We start from the raw sequence: 16,700 nt of genomic DNA on the forward strand, positions 1-16,700 counted from the left end.
GACGACGTTCGATATTTGCCTGCTCTCACACCTTCTCGAACGGCAGATCGACCTTCGGGCGCTTCTCCAGCCATTCCGGCACCGGCAAATTCTTGGCTCGCATGAAAGCCGGATTGAACAGCTTCGACTGATAGCGGCCGCCGGAATCGGCAAGGATGGTGACGATGGTCTTGCCGGGCCCGAGCTGCTTGGCGAGCCGGATCGCGCCCGCGATGTTGACGCCGGTGGAGCCGCCGAGGCAGAGGCCCTCGTGCTCGGTCAGGTCGTAGATCACCTTTACGGCTTCCTCGTCCGAGATCAGGAAGGCGTCATCGACCTTCGCGGTCTCGATGACCGGCGTGACGCGCCCGAGCCCTATGCCTTCGGTGATCGAGTCTCCCGGTGTCGATTTGGCCGTGCCGTTCTTGAACAGCTCGTACATAGCAAAGCCATACGGATCGGCGCAGGCGTTGACGATGCCCGGATGCTTTTCCTTCAGATAGCGGCTGGTGCCGGCCAGCGTGCCGCCGGTGCCGACCGAGCAGATGAAGCCGTCGATCTTGCCGCCGGTCTGCTGCCAGATCTCGGGGCCGGTCGATTCGTAGTGCGCCTTGGCGTTATCGAGGTTGTTCCACTGGTCGGCGAACAGCACGCCGTTCGGCTCGCTCTTGCGCAGCTGCGCGGCGAGCCGCCGTCCAAGATGCTGGTAGTTGTTTGGGTTGGAGTAGGGCAGCGCCGGCACTTCGATCAATTCCGCGCCGCAGAGCCGCAGCATGTCCTTCTTTTCCTGGCTCTGGGTTTCCGGGATGAGGATCATCGTCCGGTAGCCGCGCGCGCTCGCCACGACGGCAAGGCCGATACCGGTATTGCCGGCGGTCGCTTCCAGCACCAGGCCGCCGGGCTTGAGGTCGCCGCGTTTCTCGGCTTCCAGGATCATCCATTTGCCGGCGCGGTCCTTCACCGACTGGCCGGGATTCATGAATTCGGCCTTGCCGAGAATCGTGCAACCGGTCGCTTCGGAAGCGTGCTTGAGCTTGATGAGCGGTGTGTTACCGATCGCTTCGATGACGTCTTTGTTGAAGGTCATTTGGAGTTGCCGGTTTGCTTTGCCTATTCGTTGAGCGAACCCTAAAGGACCGCTGCTGGGCATACAAGCCAGCGCTTAAGTCGCAGCCGGTCATCCGGATTTGCGAACACCACCTGACGCGCCTCGATATTTCCCCTACAGCATCAGATTAGGCCAGGGCGCGCGAAAATTGCTTCGCCAGATCGCGAGCGCCTTGGAATAATCTTGCCCGGAAAAGTGCTCGCGGATGACGGGAAAAGCGAACCGTTCGCCGAGCGAGGCGACGGTTTCTGAGGGAGGCGACAAAGTTCACGGAGCCGATGATGACAATGTGACTGTTGCCCGCCAGGCCGGAGCTCGCGATCGTGGATGGGACTGGATAATGCTTCGATAGGATCGAGGCCGCAGCATTGCCGGCGATTCCCTTTCCGACACCAAGCGACCCGCATTTGTCCCCTTGGACAAGCTGCGCAGGGAGTTCCCGGAGTATCGAATCGGCCGCAGGCGCGTTTTCACGCGCGGAGACGGATTTGGACCGCGGGAACAGGGGAAAAACCCGTGAAATCTTCGTAAGGTTCGGACGGTGCGACATCATCTCGATCGCGTTCCAAGGCCGATAAAATAAGGCTAACTTGCATTTTTGATCGTCGGTTGGCGCGCAAGTGCCAGCGACCGTCGGGATGGTTCCGGGACTGTCCGTGCCCTGATCGCAAGGGTAGTATGACGGCTCGGTTCCAACGGAAGCATTACCCCCGTGAACGGGTCGCAGACCATTCAAACGAGCGTTCATCGCGAGCCACGCCGGGATTTGCCCGGTGGAGAACGGGTGTGACCCAGCGAATGCGGTTTCCAGGTGTAAGCCGGTTGGTGCGGTCGTTCGCGGTCGTAGGGCTGGTCGCCAGTTCGGCGGGCTGCATCCTGACCAAGGATCTGCCGGATCCCGCGCTCGACGTCCCCGAAGGCTACAAGGCCGCCCGCCTGACCAAGCCGCAGGACGCACCGCCGACACTCGACTGGTGGCGCGGTTTCCGCTCGCGGGAACTGACGACGCTGATGGAAGAGGCCCAGACCGTCAATCTGGACATCGCTGCTGCCACCGCGCGCTTCGTGCAGGCCGATGCGCAGGCACGGATCGCCGGTGCGGCCTTGCTGCCGAACCTCAGCGGCACCGGTTCGGAAAGCTATTCCCGCACCTCCGGCTCGAGCGCGAGCGGCCTGACCAATGGCGGCCGCGAGGTCGTCAACTATTCCTCCTCGCTCAGCGCCAGCTATGAACTCGATTTCTGGGGCAAGAATCGCGACGCCGCCCAGGCGGCGGAAGAGACCGCAGTCGCCAACCGCTTCGACCGCGACGTCATCGCGCTGACCACGCTGACCACGGTTGCCAACGCCTATTTCCAGGTGCTCGCGGCGCAGGACCGGATTCGCACCGCAGAGCGCAACATTGCCAGTGCGATCCGGATCCTCGATGCGATCAAGCAGCGGCTGCAGGCCGGCACCGGGAACGACCTCGACGTCGCCCAGCAGGAAACCGTCTTGGCCAACCAACGCGCGCTGGTGCCGCCGCTGCGGCAAACGCTCGACCAGAACATCAACGCGCTGGCGACGCTGGTGTCGCGGCCGCCGGAATCGGTGCGCGTCATCGGCGGCACGCTGAACCAGATTGCCTCGCCCCGCGTCACGCCCGGCCTGCCGTCGGAACTCCTGACGCAACGCCCCGACATCAGGCGTCAGGAAGCGCAGTTGGCATCCGCCACCGCCAATGTCGGCAACGCCCGTGCGCAGTTTTTCCCGAGCATTCAACTAACCGGGCAGGGTGGATATCAGAGCTCCGCACTGACTTCGCTGTTTCAGCCGCACGCCGCGTTCTTCAGCATGGTCGGCAGCCTGACCCAGCCGATCTTCGACGGCGGCAGGATCCTCGGCAATTTTGAATACACCAAGGCCCGGCAGGATGAACTGCTGCAGACCTATCGCAAGACGGTGGTGCAGGCCTTTGCCGACGTCGACAATGCGTTGATGTCGATCCGCCAGACCACGGAACGGCTGCGGCTGCAGCGCGAGGTGGTGGCGTCCTCGCGGCGGGCGTTTCAACTGTCCGAGCAGCAATTGCGGGCCGGAACTGCCGACATCGTAACTGTGCTAAATACGCAATTGACGTTATTCCAGGCGGAAGATTCGCTGTCGCAGGCCCAATTGGCGCGGCTGCTCGCGATCGTCAGCCTGTATCAGGCGCTGGGGGGCGGCTGGGAGCCTAGGATGGAAAGGCCGGTCGATGCTCTTTAAGCCGGAGTCGGAGGAAGACGCCAAAACCCCCGAGGTGCGCAAGCCGGGTTTCTGGTCGCGCGTGCTCAAGCGCATGGTCTCATTGGCCGTGACGCTCGTGATCCTCGGCGGCCTCGCTTACATCGGCTGGTACGCGTTTCAGCCGAAGCCGGGTGGTGGCGGCGGCGGTGGTGGTGGTCGCGGCGGCGCGCGCCTCGATCTTCCGGTGCCGGTGCTGGCGGCGACGCCGCGCGCCCAGGACGTGCCGGTCTATCTCGATGGCGTCGGCTCCGTCCGCGCGCTGAATAACGTGCTCGTGCGCGCCCAGGTCGACGGCAAGCTGATCTCGGTGAACTTCACCGAAGGCCAGGACGTCAAGAAGGGCGACGTGCTGGGTGAAATCGATCCGGTGATCTACCAGGCGCAATACGATCAGGCAGTTGCCAAGAAGGCGCAGGACGAAGCCCAACTCGCCAACCAGAAGCTTGATCTCGCCCGCTACCAGCAGCTCGCGGCGTCCAACGCCGGATCGAAGCAGCAGGCCGATACGCAACGTGCTTTGGTGGCCCAGCAGGAAGCGCTGGTGAAGGCCGACCAGGCCGCGATCGACAATGCGCAGGCCACCCTCGGTTACACCAAGATCATCGCACCCCTGTCGGGACGCGCCGGCCTGCGCCAGGTCGACCAGGGCAACATCATCAAGGCGTCGGATGCGACCGGTCTCGTCATCATCACCCAGTTGCAGCCGATCGCGGTGCAGTTCAGCCTGCCGCAGCAACAGATCGTGCGGGTCAATGCCGCCGCGGCCAAGGGCGCACTCGCCGTCGACGTCTTCGGCAATGACGGCGTCACGGTGGTCGACACCGGCACGCTGAAAGGCATCGACAACCAGGTCGATCCGACCACGGGCACGCTGAAACTCAAGGCGGAATTTCCCAACGCGAAATTCCAGCTCTGGCCGGGCCAATTCGTCAACGTGCGGCTGAAGGTCGAAACGCTCGATAAGGCGATCGTGGTGCCGACCTCGGCGGTCCAGCGCGGTCCCGCCGGGACGTTCAGCTACGTGATCGGCCCCGGCGATATCGCGACCGCCAAGCCTGTCGTGGTGACGCAGCAGAACGAGCACGATGCCGTGATCGCGAGCGGGCTATCGACCTCCGACCGCGTGGTCACCACGGGCTTTGCCAACCTGTCCGACGGCGCCAGGGTTCTGATCGGCACCGACGACCGGGCGCCGACCGCCGACCTCGCGCCGCGCAAGCGCAGCCGCAGTCCCGACGGCAAGGGCGGTCAGGGCGGCCAAGCCAAAGAAGGCCAAGCCAAAGAAGGCCAGGCCAAGGAAGGACAAGCGAGGGACGGCGAACACCGCGGCAGGCGCGAACGCGGCGAGGGCGATCAAAAAGGACAGACCGGGCCGGCGCCGGCAGGCCAACAATCGGGCGGGCCTGCGAAATCGCAGCCATGAGGACGCAACCATGAGCGTCTCCGAACCGTTCATCCGCCGGCCGATCGCGACCTCGTTGCTCGGGATCGCGCTGTTGATCGGCGGCGCGCTCGGCTACTGGGCGTTGCCGGTATCGGCGCTGCCGCAGGTTGATTTCCCGACCGTGCAGGTCACGACCCAACTGCCGGGCGCCAGCCCGGACGTGGTGGCGTCGCTGATCACGGCGCCGCTGGAGCGTCAGCTCGGCCAGATCCCGTCGTTGTCGTCGATGCAATCGACCAGTTCGTTCGGCGTCAGCCAGATATCGCTGCAGTTCGATCTCAACCGCGACATCGACGGCGCCACTCAGGACGTGCAGGCCGCGATCAATGCGGCGGCTGGCATCCTGCCCAAAAACCTGCCGTACCCACCGACCTATGCCAAGGTCAACCCGGCCGATGCACCCGTCATGACGCTGGCGCTGACGTCGGAGACCATTTCGCTGCGCGCGATGAGCGATATCGCCGACACGATTTTGGGGCAGCGGCTCAGCCAGATTTCCGGCGTCGGCCGAGTCGCGGTGCTGGGCGGGCTGAAGCCTGCGGTACGGGTGCAGGCCGACTTGGCGCGGCTCGCCGCCTACGGCATTTCGATGGAAGATCTGCGCGCCGCCATTGCCGGGGCCAACGTCTCGGGCCCGAAGGGATCGCTCGACGGCGCGCAGCAATCCTACACCATCGCCGCCAACGACCAGATCGCGGCGGCGGAGGCCTACAAGCCGATCATCATCGCCTATCGCAACGGCGCACCGGTCACGATCGGCGACGTCGCCATCATCATCGACGGGCTGGAGAACGATCGTACCGGCGGCTGGTATCAGGGCACGCCGGCCGTCATCATCGACATCCAGCGGCAGCCCGGCGCCAATGTGATCGAGGTGGTGCGCCAGATCCGCGAGGAAATTCCAAAGGTGCAGCGCGCGATCCCGGCGGGCGTCAAGCTGACCATCGTCAGCGACCGCACCGTCACCATCCGCGCCTCCGTCCATGACGTGCAGTTCACGCTGATCCTTTCAGTGGTGCTGGTGACCCTGGTCGTGCTGCTGTTCCTGCGCTCGCTGCGTGCCACGCTGATTGCGGGCGTGGCGCTGCCGTTGTCGCTGATCACGAGCTTCGGGATCATGTATTTCGCGGGCTTCAGCCTCGACAATCTGTCGCTGATGGCCCTCACAATCGGCACCGGCTTCGTGGTCGACGACGCCATCGTGATGATCGAGAACATCGTCCGCCACATGGAGGACGGCGAGTCGGTCATGGAGGCCTCGCTGAAGGGCGCCAGCGAGATCGGCTTCACCGTGATTTCGCTGACGGTGTCGCTGATCGCGGTGTTCATCCCGCTATTGTTCATGTCCGGCCTGGTCGGCCGCATGTTCCGCGAGTTCGCGCTGACGCTGACGATCGCGGTGGTGACGTCGGCGGTCGTCTCCCTGACGCTGACGCCGATGATGTGCTCGCGGCTGCTCAAGAACGTCCACGAGGAATACGCCGTTCCGGGGCTCGCCGCCGTCAGCCGCTTCATCGATCGCACGGTCGAACTCTATCACCGCACGCTGCTGTGGGTGCTGCGGCACCAGCGCGCCACGCTGGTGGTGACGTTCCTCACCATCGTCGCGACCCTGGTCATGTATGTGATCGCGCCGAAGGGGTTTCTGCCGCTGCAGGATACGGCTTCGATCACGGCGGTGACCGAGGTCGGGCCCGACGTTTCCTTTGCCGAGATGCAAAGCCGGCAGATGGCGGCCGCCGCCGCGATCCAGGCCGATCCGGATGTGGTCGGCGTGGTCTCCGTGATCGGCGCAGGCTCGGTCAATCCGACCACCAATGTCGGCCGTCTGGTGATGACGCTGCGCCCGCGCGGCGAGCGGAGCGACGACATCCTGGTCGTGGTCAACCGGCTGAAGCAGCGCACGGCCTCGATCCCCGGCATGACCATCTATTTCCAGCCGGTGCAGGATGTGCAGATCTCGACCCAGTCGAGCCGCTCGCAATACCAGTACACGCTGACCGGCACCGATTCCGCCGAAGTAACCAAATGGGCCAACAGGCTCGTCGCCGAAATGCGGCGGGATCCGTTGTTCCGCGACGTCTCGTCGGAAGCGCAGGAGGGCGGCTTGCGCGCCGCGCTCGACATCGACCGCCAGCGCGCCGGCCAGCTCGGCGTCAGCCTGCAGGTCGTGACCGATACGCTGAACGACGCCTTTGCGCAGCGGCAGATATCGACCATCTATGGCCAGGCCAACCAGTATCGCGTGGTGCTGGAAGCCATGCCGATGTATCAGCGCGATCCTTCGATCCTCTCGAAGCTCTACGTGCCGGGCGCGTCGGCAACGCCGGGAAGCCCAGCCGGGCAGGTGCCGATCTCTGCGATCGCGACGCTGACGCGCACCACCGCGCCGCTGGCGATTTCGCATCACGCGCAATTCCCCGCGATCTCGCTCAGTTTCAACCTGGCGCCGGGCGAAGCGCTCGGCGACGCCGTCGAGGCGGTCAAGTCGATCGAAACCCGCATCGGCATGCCCGGCAGCATCGTCGGCGTCTATGCCGGCGACGCGGCCGAGTTCGCCAAATCGCTGGCCGGGCAGCCATGGCTGATCCTGGCTGCGCTCGTCACCATCTACATCGTGCTCGGCGTGCTCTATGAGAGCTACATCCACCCGATCACCATTCTCTCGACGCTGCCCTCGGCCGGCATCGGCGCCATTCTGGCGCTGATGCTGTGCGGCCAGGACCTGTCGGTGATCGGCCTGATCGGCATCATCCTGCTGATGGGCATCGTCAAGAAAAACGCGATCATGATGATCGATTTTGCGCTCGAAGCGGAGCGCCACAAGGGCATGTCCGCGAACGAAGCGATCGTGCAGGCCTGCCTGCTGCGCTTCCGCCCGATCATGATGACGACGCTGGCCGCCCTGTTCGGCGCGCTGCCGCTGGCGCTCGAAAGCGGCACCGGTGCGGAATTGCGTTTCCCGCTCGGCGTCTCGATCATCGGCGGACTGCTGCTGAGCCAGTTGCTGACGCTCTACACCACTCCGGTGATCTATCTGGCGCTCGACCGGCTCAACCGCAAAATCGACAAGGCGGTGCCGAAGCCGGGGCCTGCCGGGCCGCCCGCTGCCGGCGCCACCGAGGGGATGCAGTAATGGCATCGATCTCGATCTCGGAGCCCTTCATCCGCAGGCCGGTAGGCACCACGCTGCTGGCGATCGGGCTCTTTCTGGTCGGGGTCGTCGCTTACGTGTTTCTGCCGGTGTCGGCGGTTCCCAACGTCGATTTTCCGTCGATCCGGGTTTCCGCCACGCGCCCGGGCGCCGACCCCTCGATCATGGCGTCGACGGTTGCGGCCCCGTTGGAGCGGCGGCTCGGGCAAATCTCGGGCATCGACCAGATCACCTCGACCAGTTCGCTCGGCACCACCAGCATCCAGCTGCAGTTCGCGATCGGTCGCAACATCGACCGCGCCGCGCGTGACGTGCAGGCGGCGATCAACGCCTCGCTGGCGGATCTGCCGAGCGACCTGCCGTCACTGCCGCGGTTCCGCAAGGCCAACCCGTCGGCGGCGCCCGTGTTCGTGCTGGCGCTGACCTCGAAGACGCTGACGACGAGCGCGATGTACGACGTCGCCGACACCGTGATCGCTCAGCGCATCTCGCAGGTCCCGGGGGTGGGCGAAGTCACCGTCAGCGGCGCGGATCAGCCCGCGGTACGGATCGCGCTCAACCCGGTCGCGCTTTCCAACGCCGGGATCGCGACCGACGACGTCCGGCTGGCGATCGTCAATTCCAACCCGCTCGGCCCGGTCGGGATCTTCAACGGCGGCCGCCAGAGCGAGACGATCTCGACCAACAAGCAGATGCGCACGGCGGCCGAATTCCGTGACATCATCATCAAGAGTTCGGGCGGCAATTTCGTCCGCCTCTCCGACGTGGCCGAGGTGGAAGACTCCGTCCGCAACAGCCGCTCGATCGCCTGGTTCAACAAGCAGCCGGCGGTGCTGATCCAGATCACCAAGCAGGGCGACGCCAACGTCATCGATACCGTCGACCGGGTGAGGGCACTGCTGCCGGAATTGCAGCAATGGCTGCCTGCCGGCGTGGAGATTTCGACGCTGGTCGACCGCACCGGCACCATCCGCGCCAGCGTGCTCGACATGCAGTTTACGCTGCTGGCGACTGCGTTCCTGGTGATGGTGGTGGTGTTCGCCTTCCTGCGGCGGCTGACGCCGACGATTGCCGCCGGCGTCTCGGTGCCGCTGGCACTGGCCGGCACCTGTGCCGGGATGTGGCTGGCCGGTTTCTCGATCGACAACCTGTCGCTGATGGCGCTGGCGATTTCGGTCGGCTTCGTGGTCGACGACGCCATCGTGATGATCGAGAACATGTACCGCAATCTCGAGCAGGGCATGGCGCCGCTCGCCGCGGCGCTGGAAGGCGCCAAGCAGATTGGCTTTACCGTGCTGTCGATCAGCCTGTCGCTGATAGCGGCCTTTACGCCGCTGATCTTCATGGATGGGATCGTCGGGCGGCTGCTGCGCGAATTCTCGCTGACGCTGACCTTTGCCATCGTGGTGTCGACCGTGGTCTCGCTCACGGTCACCCCGATGATCTGCGCGCATTTTATCAAGGAGGCGACTTCCGATCGCGCCACCTGGTTCGACCGGCTGGTCGAGGGCACGCTGTCGCGCACCGTGTCGTTCTACACCTGGACGCTGCGCCGGGTGCTGGAGTTTCCGTATCTTACCCTGGTCGTGTTCTTTGCCACCATTGCATTGACGGTTACGCTCTACATCAAGACGCCGAAGGGCTATTTCCCGACCGATGACAGCGGCTTCATCATCGGATCGACCCGTGCATCCCCCGACATCTCGTTTCAGGCCATGCTCGGCCTGCAACAGCAATTGGCCGATATCGTCATGGCCGACCCTGCGGTCGCCGGGATCGGCTCCTCGCTTGGCAGCGGCGGCGGTCCCGGTGGCGGCGGCTCCAACCGCGGCACCATGTTCATCAGCCTGAAGCCGCCGGAGGAGCGGGCGGGGCAGTCGACTTCCGACGTGATCGATCGCCTGCGCCGGGCGCTCTATCGCGTCGCGGGCATCCGCCTGTTCATGTTCGCCGCCCAGGATATCCGGACCGGCGGACGGCAAAGCGATTCCGACTATCAATACACGCTGTCGAGCACCGATCTCGATCTGCTGCAGAAATGGGCCCCCATCGTCGGCAAGCGCATGGAGACCGTCGAGGGCATTACCGACGTGTCCTCTGACCGCGATCCCGGCGGGCTGCAATTGTCATTGGTGATCGACCGCAAGACGGCGTCGAGCTTGGGTGTTCGCGTCCAGGACATCGACAACGCCTTGAACAATGCGTTTGCGCAGCGGCAGATTTCGATCATCTACACCCAGCGCAACCAGTACATGGTGGTGCTGGAGATCGACCCGAAATTCCAGGCCGATCCGTCGAACCTCGAACGCATCTTCGTCGCCGGCGCCAACGACGCGCAGGTGCCGCTATCGGCCGTCGTGCGTTATCAGCGCGGCCTGTCGCCGCTGGCGGTCTATCACTCGCAGTCGTTCCCCTCGACGACGGTGTCGTTCAACCTGCTGCCCAACGTGCCGCTGGAGGTCGCGACCACCAACATCCAGCGCGCGGTCGATGAACTGCACATGCCGGAGGGCATCCGCGGCAGTTTCGACGGCAATGCCGGCGACTTCAACAAGACCAGCGGGCGGCAGCCGCTGCTGATCCTCGGCGCGCTGGTGGCGATGTATATCGTGCTCGGCGTGCTCTATGAGAGCCTCGCTCATCCCCTGACCATCATCTCGACGCTGCCTTCGGCGGGGCTCGGCGCGCTGCTCGCGCTGCAGTTGACCAACACGCCGCTGACGGTGATCGCCTTTGTCGGGATCATCCTCCTGATCGGGATCGTCAAGAAGAACGGCATCATGATGGTGGATTTCGCGCTCGACGCCGAGCGCCACCGCGGCCTGTCGTCGGCGGACGCGATCGTCGAGGCCTGCACCGCCCGGTTCCGGCCGATCCTGATGACGACGCTGGCGGCCCTGTTCGCCGGCATTCCCCTTGTCATCGCGACCGGCCCGGGCACCGAGCTGCGCCGGCCGCTCGGAATCACCATCATCGGCGGATTGTTCGTGTCCCAGATCCTCACTTTGTACACGACACCCGTGATCTACCTTCTGATCGACCGGTTGCGGCGGCGGTGGTCCGAACCGGCCGCAATCCAGGCGCCGGCGGAATAATCACCGGAACGGCCCTGAATTGTTGATGGGGTGGGCGGCGCAGCGTATAGCGGGCGGATGTCAAAACAATCCCAAGCCAAAGCCACACCTGACGCAGAAGAAGTGCCGGAGTGCGCCGATTGCGGCAAACCGCTGCCTCTGTGTATCTGTGACAGCATCACGCCGATCGAGAACAAGGTTTCTCTCCTGATCCTGCAGCATCCGCAGGAACAGGACCGGACGCTGGGTACGGCGCGCCTGACGGCGCTCCATTTTGGCGACGCCGTGCTCAAGATCGGATTGTCCTGGCCGAGCCTGTCCAAGGCGCTGGGACGGCCGGTAGACGATCCCTCGCGCTGGGCGGTGCTGTATCTCGGTTCCGCCAAGGTCAGCGAGCTCGAGACCGAGAACGAAATCGTCGCGATCAACCGCAAGGGCGAGATCGAGCCGCATCAGCGCGCCATCCTCAGCGATATCGAGGGCATCGTGCTGCTGGACGGCACCTGGAGCCAGGCCAAGGCGCTGTGGTGGCGCAATGCGTGGATGCTGAAATGCCAGCGGGTGATTCTTGGGCCCAAACGCGCCTCGCGCTATGGAAAGCTCCGCAAGGAGCCGCGTGCCGACGGGCTCTCCACGATCGAGGCCGCAGCGATGCTGCTGGCGGGGCTGGAGAAGCGGCCCGATATCGCCGAGACGCTCAACGGCAGTTTCGAGCGGTTGCTGACGCGATATCGCGAGGTTCAGGCCACTATGCCAGAACTCGCACCGAAGCCGAAGAAGCGCGATTACCGCCGCCGCAAGGGGGTTAAAGCCCGCGCCAAATAATGCTAGCGAAGGTTACGAGCGATCAGTGGAACCGCCGGGTTGTCTGTCACCAAAGCCGAAAACATCAGCGGAAAGTACCGATGCAATCGCTTGAGTCACAGCATGACGAGGTTGTCGTCGGGCCAAGCGACCGTAATTTCGGGTTCACGATGGCCGCGGGTTTTTCGCTGATCGGCGGCTACGGTCTCTACCAGGGTTCGTCTCATGCGCCGTTCTGGCTGGGCGCCGCCGCGGTGTTTGCAGGCCTGACCCTGTGGCGCCCGCAGACCCTGAACCCGGCCAACCGGGTATGGCTGAAGCTCGGGCTTCTGATGTACCGCGTGGTCAACCCCGTGATCATGGCCTTGCTTTTCTTTGGCACGATCCTTCCCATTGGGCTGGCCATGCGCCTGTTCGGCAAGGATTTCCTCAATCTCGCCAGGGACCGTTCATCGCCGACCTATTGGCTGCCGCGCTCCGATCCGAGACCACCATCGCAATCCATGCGGCAGCAGTTCTAGGGTCCGCCTGATGTCGTGCCTGCGCGAGCCATTTGTCTTTCCGGGATCGCCTTCTCGCGATACCCGTATCGGAGCATTGCCGACGGTAACCAAGGGCTCAGCGCTGACGCCGTTCGTCTGTACCCTGTTTTGAGTGGCGGCGTGCGCATCCTCGGCATCTCGGCATTCTACCACGACAGCGCAGCGGCTTTGCTGGTGGACGGCAAGATCGTCGCCGCCGCACAGGAAGAGCGCTTCACGCGCAGGAAACACGATCCGAACTTTCCGGCCGCCGCGATCCGTTATTGCCTGTCGGCGGCGGACGTCAGCGCAAGCGAACTCGACCACGTCGTGTTCTACGAAAAACCGTTCCTCAAATTCGAGCGCCTGCTCGAGACCTACCTTGCATTCGCACCGCGCGGCTTTCAGTCGTTCCGGAAGGCCATACCGGTCTGGCTAAAGGAGAAGCTGTTCCAAAAACGCCTGCTCCGCGACCATCTCCTGGAGATCGACGGCAGCGTCGATTGGGAAGCGAAACTGCTGTTCGCCGATCATCACCAAAGCCACGCGGCCTCGGCGTTCTTTGCCTCGCCGTTTGCCGAGTCCGCGATCCTGACGCTGGACGGCGTCGGCGAATGGACGACGACGTCGGCCGGCTACGGCAGGGACAATACGCTCGACCTGACGCGCGAGATCAATTTCCCGCATTCGGTGGGGCTGCTTTATTCGGCCTTCACCTATTACACCGGCTTCAGGGTCAATTCCGGCGAGTACAAGGTGATGGGCCTCGCGCCCTACGGCGAGCCGAAATATACCAAACTGATCCTCGACCATCTCGTCGACCTCAAGGAGGACGGCAGCTTCCGGCTCGATCTGCAATATTTCGATTATTGCACGGGCCTGACCATGACCAACAGGCGGTTCGACAGACTGTTCGGCGGCAAACCGCGCGAGCCGTCCGAGCGCCTGGACCAGCGCCACATGGATCTGGCCGCTTCCGTGCAGCAGGTGACGGAAGAGATCGTGCTGCGGCTGACCCGCAGTCTGGCGCGCGAGGGGCAATCGGAGAATCTGTGTCTGGCCGGCGGCGTGGCGCTCAACTGTGTCGCCAACGGAAAAATCCTGCGTGAGCGTACCTTCAAGAACATATGGGTGCAGCCCGCCGCGGGCGACGCCGGCGGGGCGGTCGGCGCGGCGTTGGCGGCGTATTATCAATTTGCAGGCAAGCCGCGTGTGGCGCCCGCCGGCGATGCCATGGCCGGCGGCTATCTCGGGCCGTCATTCGCGCAAGCCGAGATCGAGCAGCGCCTGGCGCAGGCGGGGGCGGTGTTCACTGCGCTCACTGATGACGCGCTGATCGAAAGCACCGTCAAGGCGCTGGTTGCGGAGAAAGCAGTCGGCTGGTTCCAGGGACGGATGGAATTCGGCCCGCGTGCGCTTGGGGCGCGGTCGATCCTCGGCGATCCCCGGTCACCGAGGATGCAGAGCTCGCTCAACCTGCGAGTCAAGTTCCGCGAAAGTTTTCGTCCCTTCGCACCGGCCGTGCTGCGCGAGGATGTCGCCGAGTGGTTCGAACTCGACGGCGACAGTCCGTACATGCAGATCGTCGCCGATGTGCTGAAGAAGCACCGCCGGCCCGCCAATCCCGGTGATGAAAAGCTGTTCGGCATCGAGCGGCTCAATATCCCGCGCTCGGACATCCCGGCCGTAACCCATGTGGATTATTCGGCGCGGATCCAGACCGTGCATGCCGACACCAATGCGCGCTTTCATGCGCTGCTGACGGCCTTCAAGGCCGAAACCGGGTGTCCGGTGCTGGTCAACACCAGCTTCAACGTCCGCGGCGAGCCGATCGTATGCACGCCGGAAGACGCCTTCCGCTGCTTCATGGGCAGCAATATCGAAGTGCTGGCGGTCGGCAATTGCTTCCTGCTCAAGGAGGACCAGCCGACATCGCTGAAGCTCGACTACAAGAATGCGTTCGAGCTCGACTGATCGAACAAGCGGGTCGCGCGTTTCAGAAATCCACGGACTTGGAGTTTCAGAACTTTGTCGATGGGCAAACGAGGAAGGTTGCCTAACCCATTGGCGGGCTGTATTGATCCGCCCCGATGGGGCCACGTGGCGGAGTGGTTACGCAACGGTCTGCAAAACCGTGTACACCAGTTCAATTCTGGTCGTGGCCTCCAACACTTAGCAGTAACGTGGGTTCTTCAAGTCAACATAAAGTCAACGAAGCGCTATCGGCAGCCGAAAGGTAGCGCGCGTGCCTACCTCGCTGGGCGGTCGATGTAGGCCCGGGCGCGCGGGCCGGGCTGAAGTTGTAGGGCCGAGACTGGGCGCCGGCGGCTTGGGGAAGATGTCGCGCTCAACTGGCAGCCCTTTTTGGAACGTGCCGCGCGGCATTTTAACCGGGCATATCTCGCCAGAAACCGCGCTGCGGTCCGATCGCCGCGGCCGGGAAGGCGATGTCGCCGGAGCCCAAACGCTGGCGCTGGAGGCTCTTCATGACGAGGTCGCCCATGTGGACGTGCCGGTCGCGGAGCGCTGCGACAATGCACGCCCCCGTTCGGTCCACGACAAGTACATTATGCTTGGTTAAATCGGCGCGAGCATTACGGGTGCGTGCTTGTCCGATATCAACCCTATTGAATGGGATCCCAGTTGAAGGCGCTGGGGGTCGGAGTGCCCCAGTATCCCGCAGGGGTGTCCTGTCAATCGTATTGAAACTGCTCATCTTTTTCTCGCCGCCTAGTCATAAGCCACGGTCTGGACCACGGTGAGAGCAGGGCTGACGAAACCATGTCCCAACCGCCGCGCAGTCGTCCGGAAACAAACGCGGCCTAACGTCGTTGTCGATAAAACCACGGGAACGGCGATCATGCCGGCGAACATACTCGATGCAATTTACGGACGGGTCCTCGCGGCCTCACTTCCCGGCATGTCCACGGCAGGCGGCAAAGCTGCGGTCGACCGTTCTCCCGAATCCTCAGCCGCTTGGTTGGGGAATTTGATCGAAACCATGGAAGAGGTCGGATCCTCTAATACTCCGTGCGATCCCTCAGTGAGCGAAGCCCTGTTGCAACGATTGCACCTGCCAGCGCGACTTCAGCCTCGGGCAACCCTCCACTAAGTTACTTCGTCGCGCTGGGTTCACCACCAGGCGACGAGCGGTTAGGGGACGACCGCTCGAAGGGCCAACGGCGTCCACCCCGGCCGGCTTGTATGTGATCTGCCGCACAGAAGACTTCGGCAGGTACCGTACTAATGGGGCATGCAAGCACAATTCGTCAGGAACACCGCTCACGACTACAGAAGCGCTTTGGGCAAACCCGGTAGCCGCGGCCGACGTCCAAGAACTGATAGACGTACTGAACCTCAGCTATGCCGATTTCGCTTCTGCGGAAGTCAACCAGTCAGACCTGCAACAGATCAATCTCGTTCCGCCCGGCGGGACTAAGATTCGCAAACGATCTCTCGGTTTGCATCCCTATCGATAAGTTTTCACCGGCGTTCGGCAGTCTAGTTGTCCGCAGCATATCCACAGCATACTCACAGGGCCGATTTCCGAGATGCGTGAGCGTCTGCATGGTCTTGCCGGCAACCGTCCACAGGGCCGAAAAACCCGCCGGCGTGAACCGGCGGGCTCGGCGAAGTGCACTAGCGAAACTTCAGGAAGCTGAAAGAGGGCAGCGAGAAGTGCTGGTTGATCGCGAAGTGAGAGAAGTTGCTGAGCGAATTCCAGCGCGGCGGAAGCGGCTGCGGATTCAGACCGCCCGCGACCGCGTCGAGGGCTTCGTCCGAAAGGAGATTGTTCTTAATCGCAGTTTTCAGAGTGGTCATTGTGACGTCTCCCGAATGAACAGGTTTAAGATGAAGTGCGCCGGTCAGCGCACGCGAACTATGACATTCGGAGCAAGGGCCTTCCGTGATTCATGTCACAAACTTGAGAAAGCCCGCCGGCGGGACCGTCAGACCGCTTCCGCATTCAAAACCGCAGAGCTTTATCGACCGCTCTTATAAAGTTGCGAAGCCATCCTAGTCCGTCGCCGCCACCGGTGCCCTTGCCGTTCCCGGGTTTCCGCTGGCCCCGTTTCGGGGCGTGCCGCCAGTAACGATGGAAAGTTGTTCGTCGTTGAGTTGATCGAATTTCTTGGGTCTCCTCTGTGGCGGCGATCCATTTCGTCCATGTCCTCACTATTAGCGATCCCTCAGCCGGCGCGCTGTTACCTGGGGAACAGGCGGCAACTGCCCGCGGGCGTCTCACCTCGTTCACGGACCTGTTATCGAACCCACAGCACGCTCGCAGCGAACTAACGGCGCTGGGGGATTTCAGGGCCCAGTACCTAAGCCAACGCCGCCCAGCCAACAT

The 16,700-nt window shown here is 63.5% G+C and carries 10 protein-coding genes and 1 tRNA gene; 9 read left to right on the top strand and 2 right to left on the bottom strand.

Going from position 1 to position 16,700, the window contains the following annotated elements:
• Nucleotides 1-25: 25 nt before the first annotated feature.
• Nucleotides 26-1,066, bottom strand: a complete 1,041-nt coding sequence (locus JQ575_RS29270; RefSeq protein WP_212036663.1) for a cysteine synthase A — start codon at nt 1,064-1,066, stop codon at nt 26-28.
• 819 nt (nt 1,067-1,885) lie between these two features.
• On the opposite strand from JQ575_RS29270, the gene JQ575_RS29275 reads away from it, so the two are divergent.
• The 9 genes from JQ575_RS29275 (at nt 1,886) to JQ575_RS29315 (ending at nt 14,930) form a co-directional block, all read left to right on the top strand.
• Complete coding sequence (locus JQ575_RS29275; protein ID WP_212036677.1) at nt 1,886-3,331, top strand: efflux transporter outer membrane subunit; 1,446 nt, start codon at nt 1,886-1,888, stop codon at nt 3,329-3,331.
• Nucleotides 3,321-4,775: an efflux RND transporter periplasmic adaptor subunit gene (locus tag JQ575_RS29280; protein ID WP_212036664.1), complete on the top strand. Its 1,455-nt coding sequence runs from the start codon at nt 3,321-3,323 to the stop codon at nt 4,773-4,775. The genes JQ575_RS29275 and JQ575_RS29280 overlap by 11 nt, the downstream gene beginning before the upstream one ends.
• Before the next feature lie 10 nt (nt 4,776-4,785).
• Nucleotides 4,786-7,932, top strand: a complete 3,147-nt coding sequence (locus JQ575_RS29285; RefSeq protein WP_212036665.1) for an efflux RND transporter permease subunit — start codon at nt 4,786-4,788, stop codon at nt 7,930-7,932.
• Complete coding sequence (locus JQ575_RS29290; RefSeq protein ID WP_212036666.1) at nt 7,932-11,045, top strand: efflux RND transporter permease subunit; 3,114 nt, start codon at nt 7,932-7,934, stop codon at nt 11,043-11,045. Before JQ575_RS29285 ends, JQ575_RS29290 begins: the two co-directional genes overlap by 1 nt.
• 57 nt (nt 11,046-11,102) lie before the next feature.
• The gene (locus tag JQ575_RS29295) at nt 11,103-11,849 is read left to right on the top strand and encodes a tRNA-uridine aminocarboxypropyltransferase (RefSeq protein WP_212036667.1); all 747 of its coding nucleotides are present in this window, start codon (nt 11,103-11,105) and stop codon (nt 11,847-11,849) included.
• Nucleotides 11,850-11,929: 80 nt separating this feature from the next.
• Nucleotides 11,930-12,349, top strand: coding sequence for an SxtJ family membrane protein (locus JQ575_RS29300; RefSeq protein WP_212036668.1), 420 nt, complete (start codon nt 11,930-11,932; stop codon nt 12,347-12,349).
• A gap of 141 nt (nt 12,350-12,490) precedes the next feature.
• Nucleotides 12,491-14,323, top strand: a complete 1,833-nt coding sequence (locus JQ575_RS29305) for a carbamoyltransferase (RefSeq protein ID WP_212036669.1) — start codon at nt 12,491-12,493, stop codon at nt 14,321-14,323.
• A 120-nt stretch (nt 14,324-14,443) separates the two neighbouring features.
• Nucleotides 14,444-14,517, top strand: a tRNA-Cys gene (locus JQ575_RS29310).
• Between the two features lie 170 nt (nt 14,518-14,687).
• The gene (locus JQ575_RS29315) at nt 14,688-14,930 is read left to right on the top strand and encodes a hypothetical protein (protein WP_212036670.1); all 243 of its coding nucleotides are present in this window, start codon (nt 14,688-14,690) and stop codon (nt 14,928-14,930) included.
• Nucleotides 14,931-15,988: 1,058 nt separating this feature from the next.
• Here the strand turns inward: JQ575_RS29315 and JQ575_RS29320 are convergent.
• Complete coding sequence (locus JQ575_RS29320; RefSeq protein ID WP_212036671.1) at nt 15,989-16,171, bottom strand: hypothetical protein; 183 nt, start codon at nt 16,169-16,171, stop codon at nt 15,989-15,991.
• Nucleotides 16,172-16,700: the final 529 nt, after the last annotated feature.

This window comes from Bradyrhizobium sp. JYMT SZCCT0428 (genome assembly GCF_018131075.1).
GTDB lineage: Bacteria > Pseudomonadota > Alphaproteobacteria > Rhizobiales > Xanthobacteraceae > Bradyrhizobium.

What these genes read in the sequence shown, in the direction of transcription:
- JQ575_RS29295 (WP_212036667.1), top strand. Translation starts at nt 11,103, where the DNA reads ATGTCAAAACAATCCCAAGCCAAAGCCACACCTGACGCAGAAGAAGTG.
- JQ575_RS29300 (WP_212036668.1), top strand. Translation starts at nt 11,930, where the DNA reads ATGCAATCGCTTGAGTCACAGCATGACGAGGTTGTCGTCGGGCCAAGC.
- JQ575_RS29275 (WP_212036677.1), top strand. Translation starts at nt 1,886, where the DNA reads ATGCGGTTTCCAGGTGTAAGCCGGTTGGTGCGGTCGTTCGCGGTCGTA.
- JQ575_RS29280 (WP_212036664.1), top strand. Translation starts at nt 3,321, where the DNA reads ATGCTCTTTAAGCCGGAGTCGGAGGAAGACGCCAAAACCCCCGAGGTG.
- JQ575_RS29285 (WP_212036665.1), top strand. Translation starts at nt 4,786, where the DNA reads ATGAGCGTCTCCGAACCGTTCATCCGCCGGCCGATCGCGACCTCGTTG.
- JQ575_RS29320 (WP_212036671.1), bottom strand. Translation starts at nt 16,171, where the DNA reads ATGACCACTCTGAAAACTGCGATTAAGAACAATCTCCTTTCGGACGAA.
- JQ575_RS29290 (WP_212036666.1), top strand. Translation starts at nt 7,932, where the DNA reads ATGGCATCGATCTCGATCTCGGAGCCCTTCATCCGCAGGCCGGTAGGC.
- JQ575_RS29270 (WP_212036663.1), bottom strand. Translation starts at nt 1,066, where the DNA reads ATGACCTTCAACAAAGACGTCATCGAAGCGATCGGTAACACACCGCTC.
- JQ575_RS29315 (WP_212036670.1), top strand. Translation starts at nt 14,688, where the DNA reads ATGTCGCGCTCAACTGGCAGCCCTTTTTGGAACGTGCCGCGCGGCATT.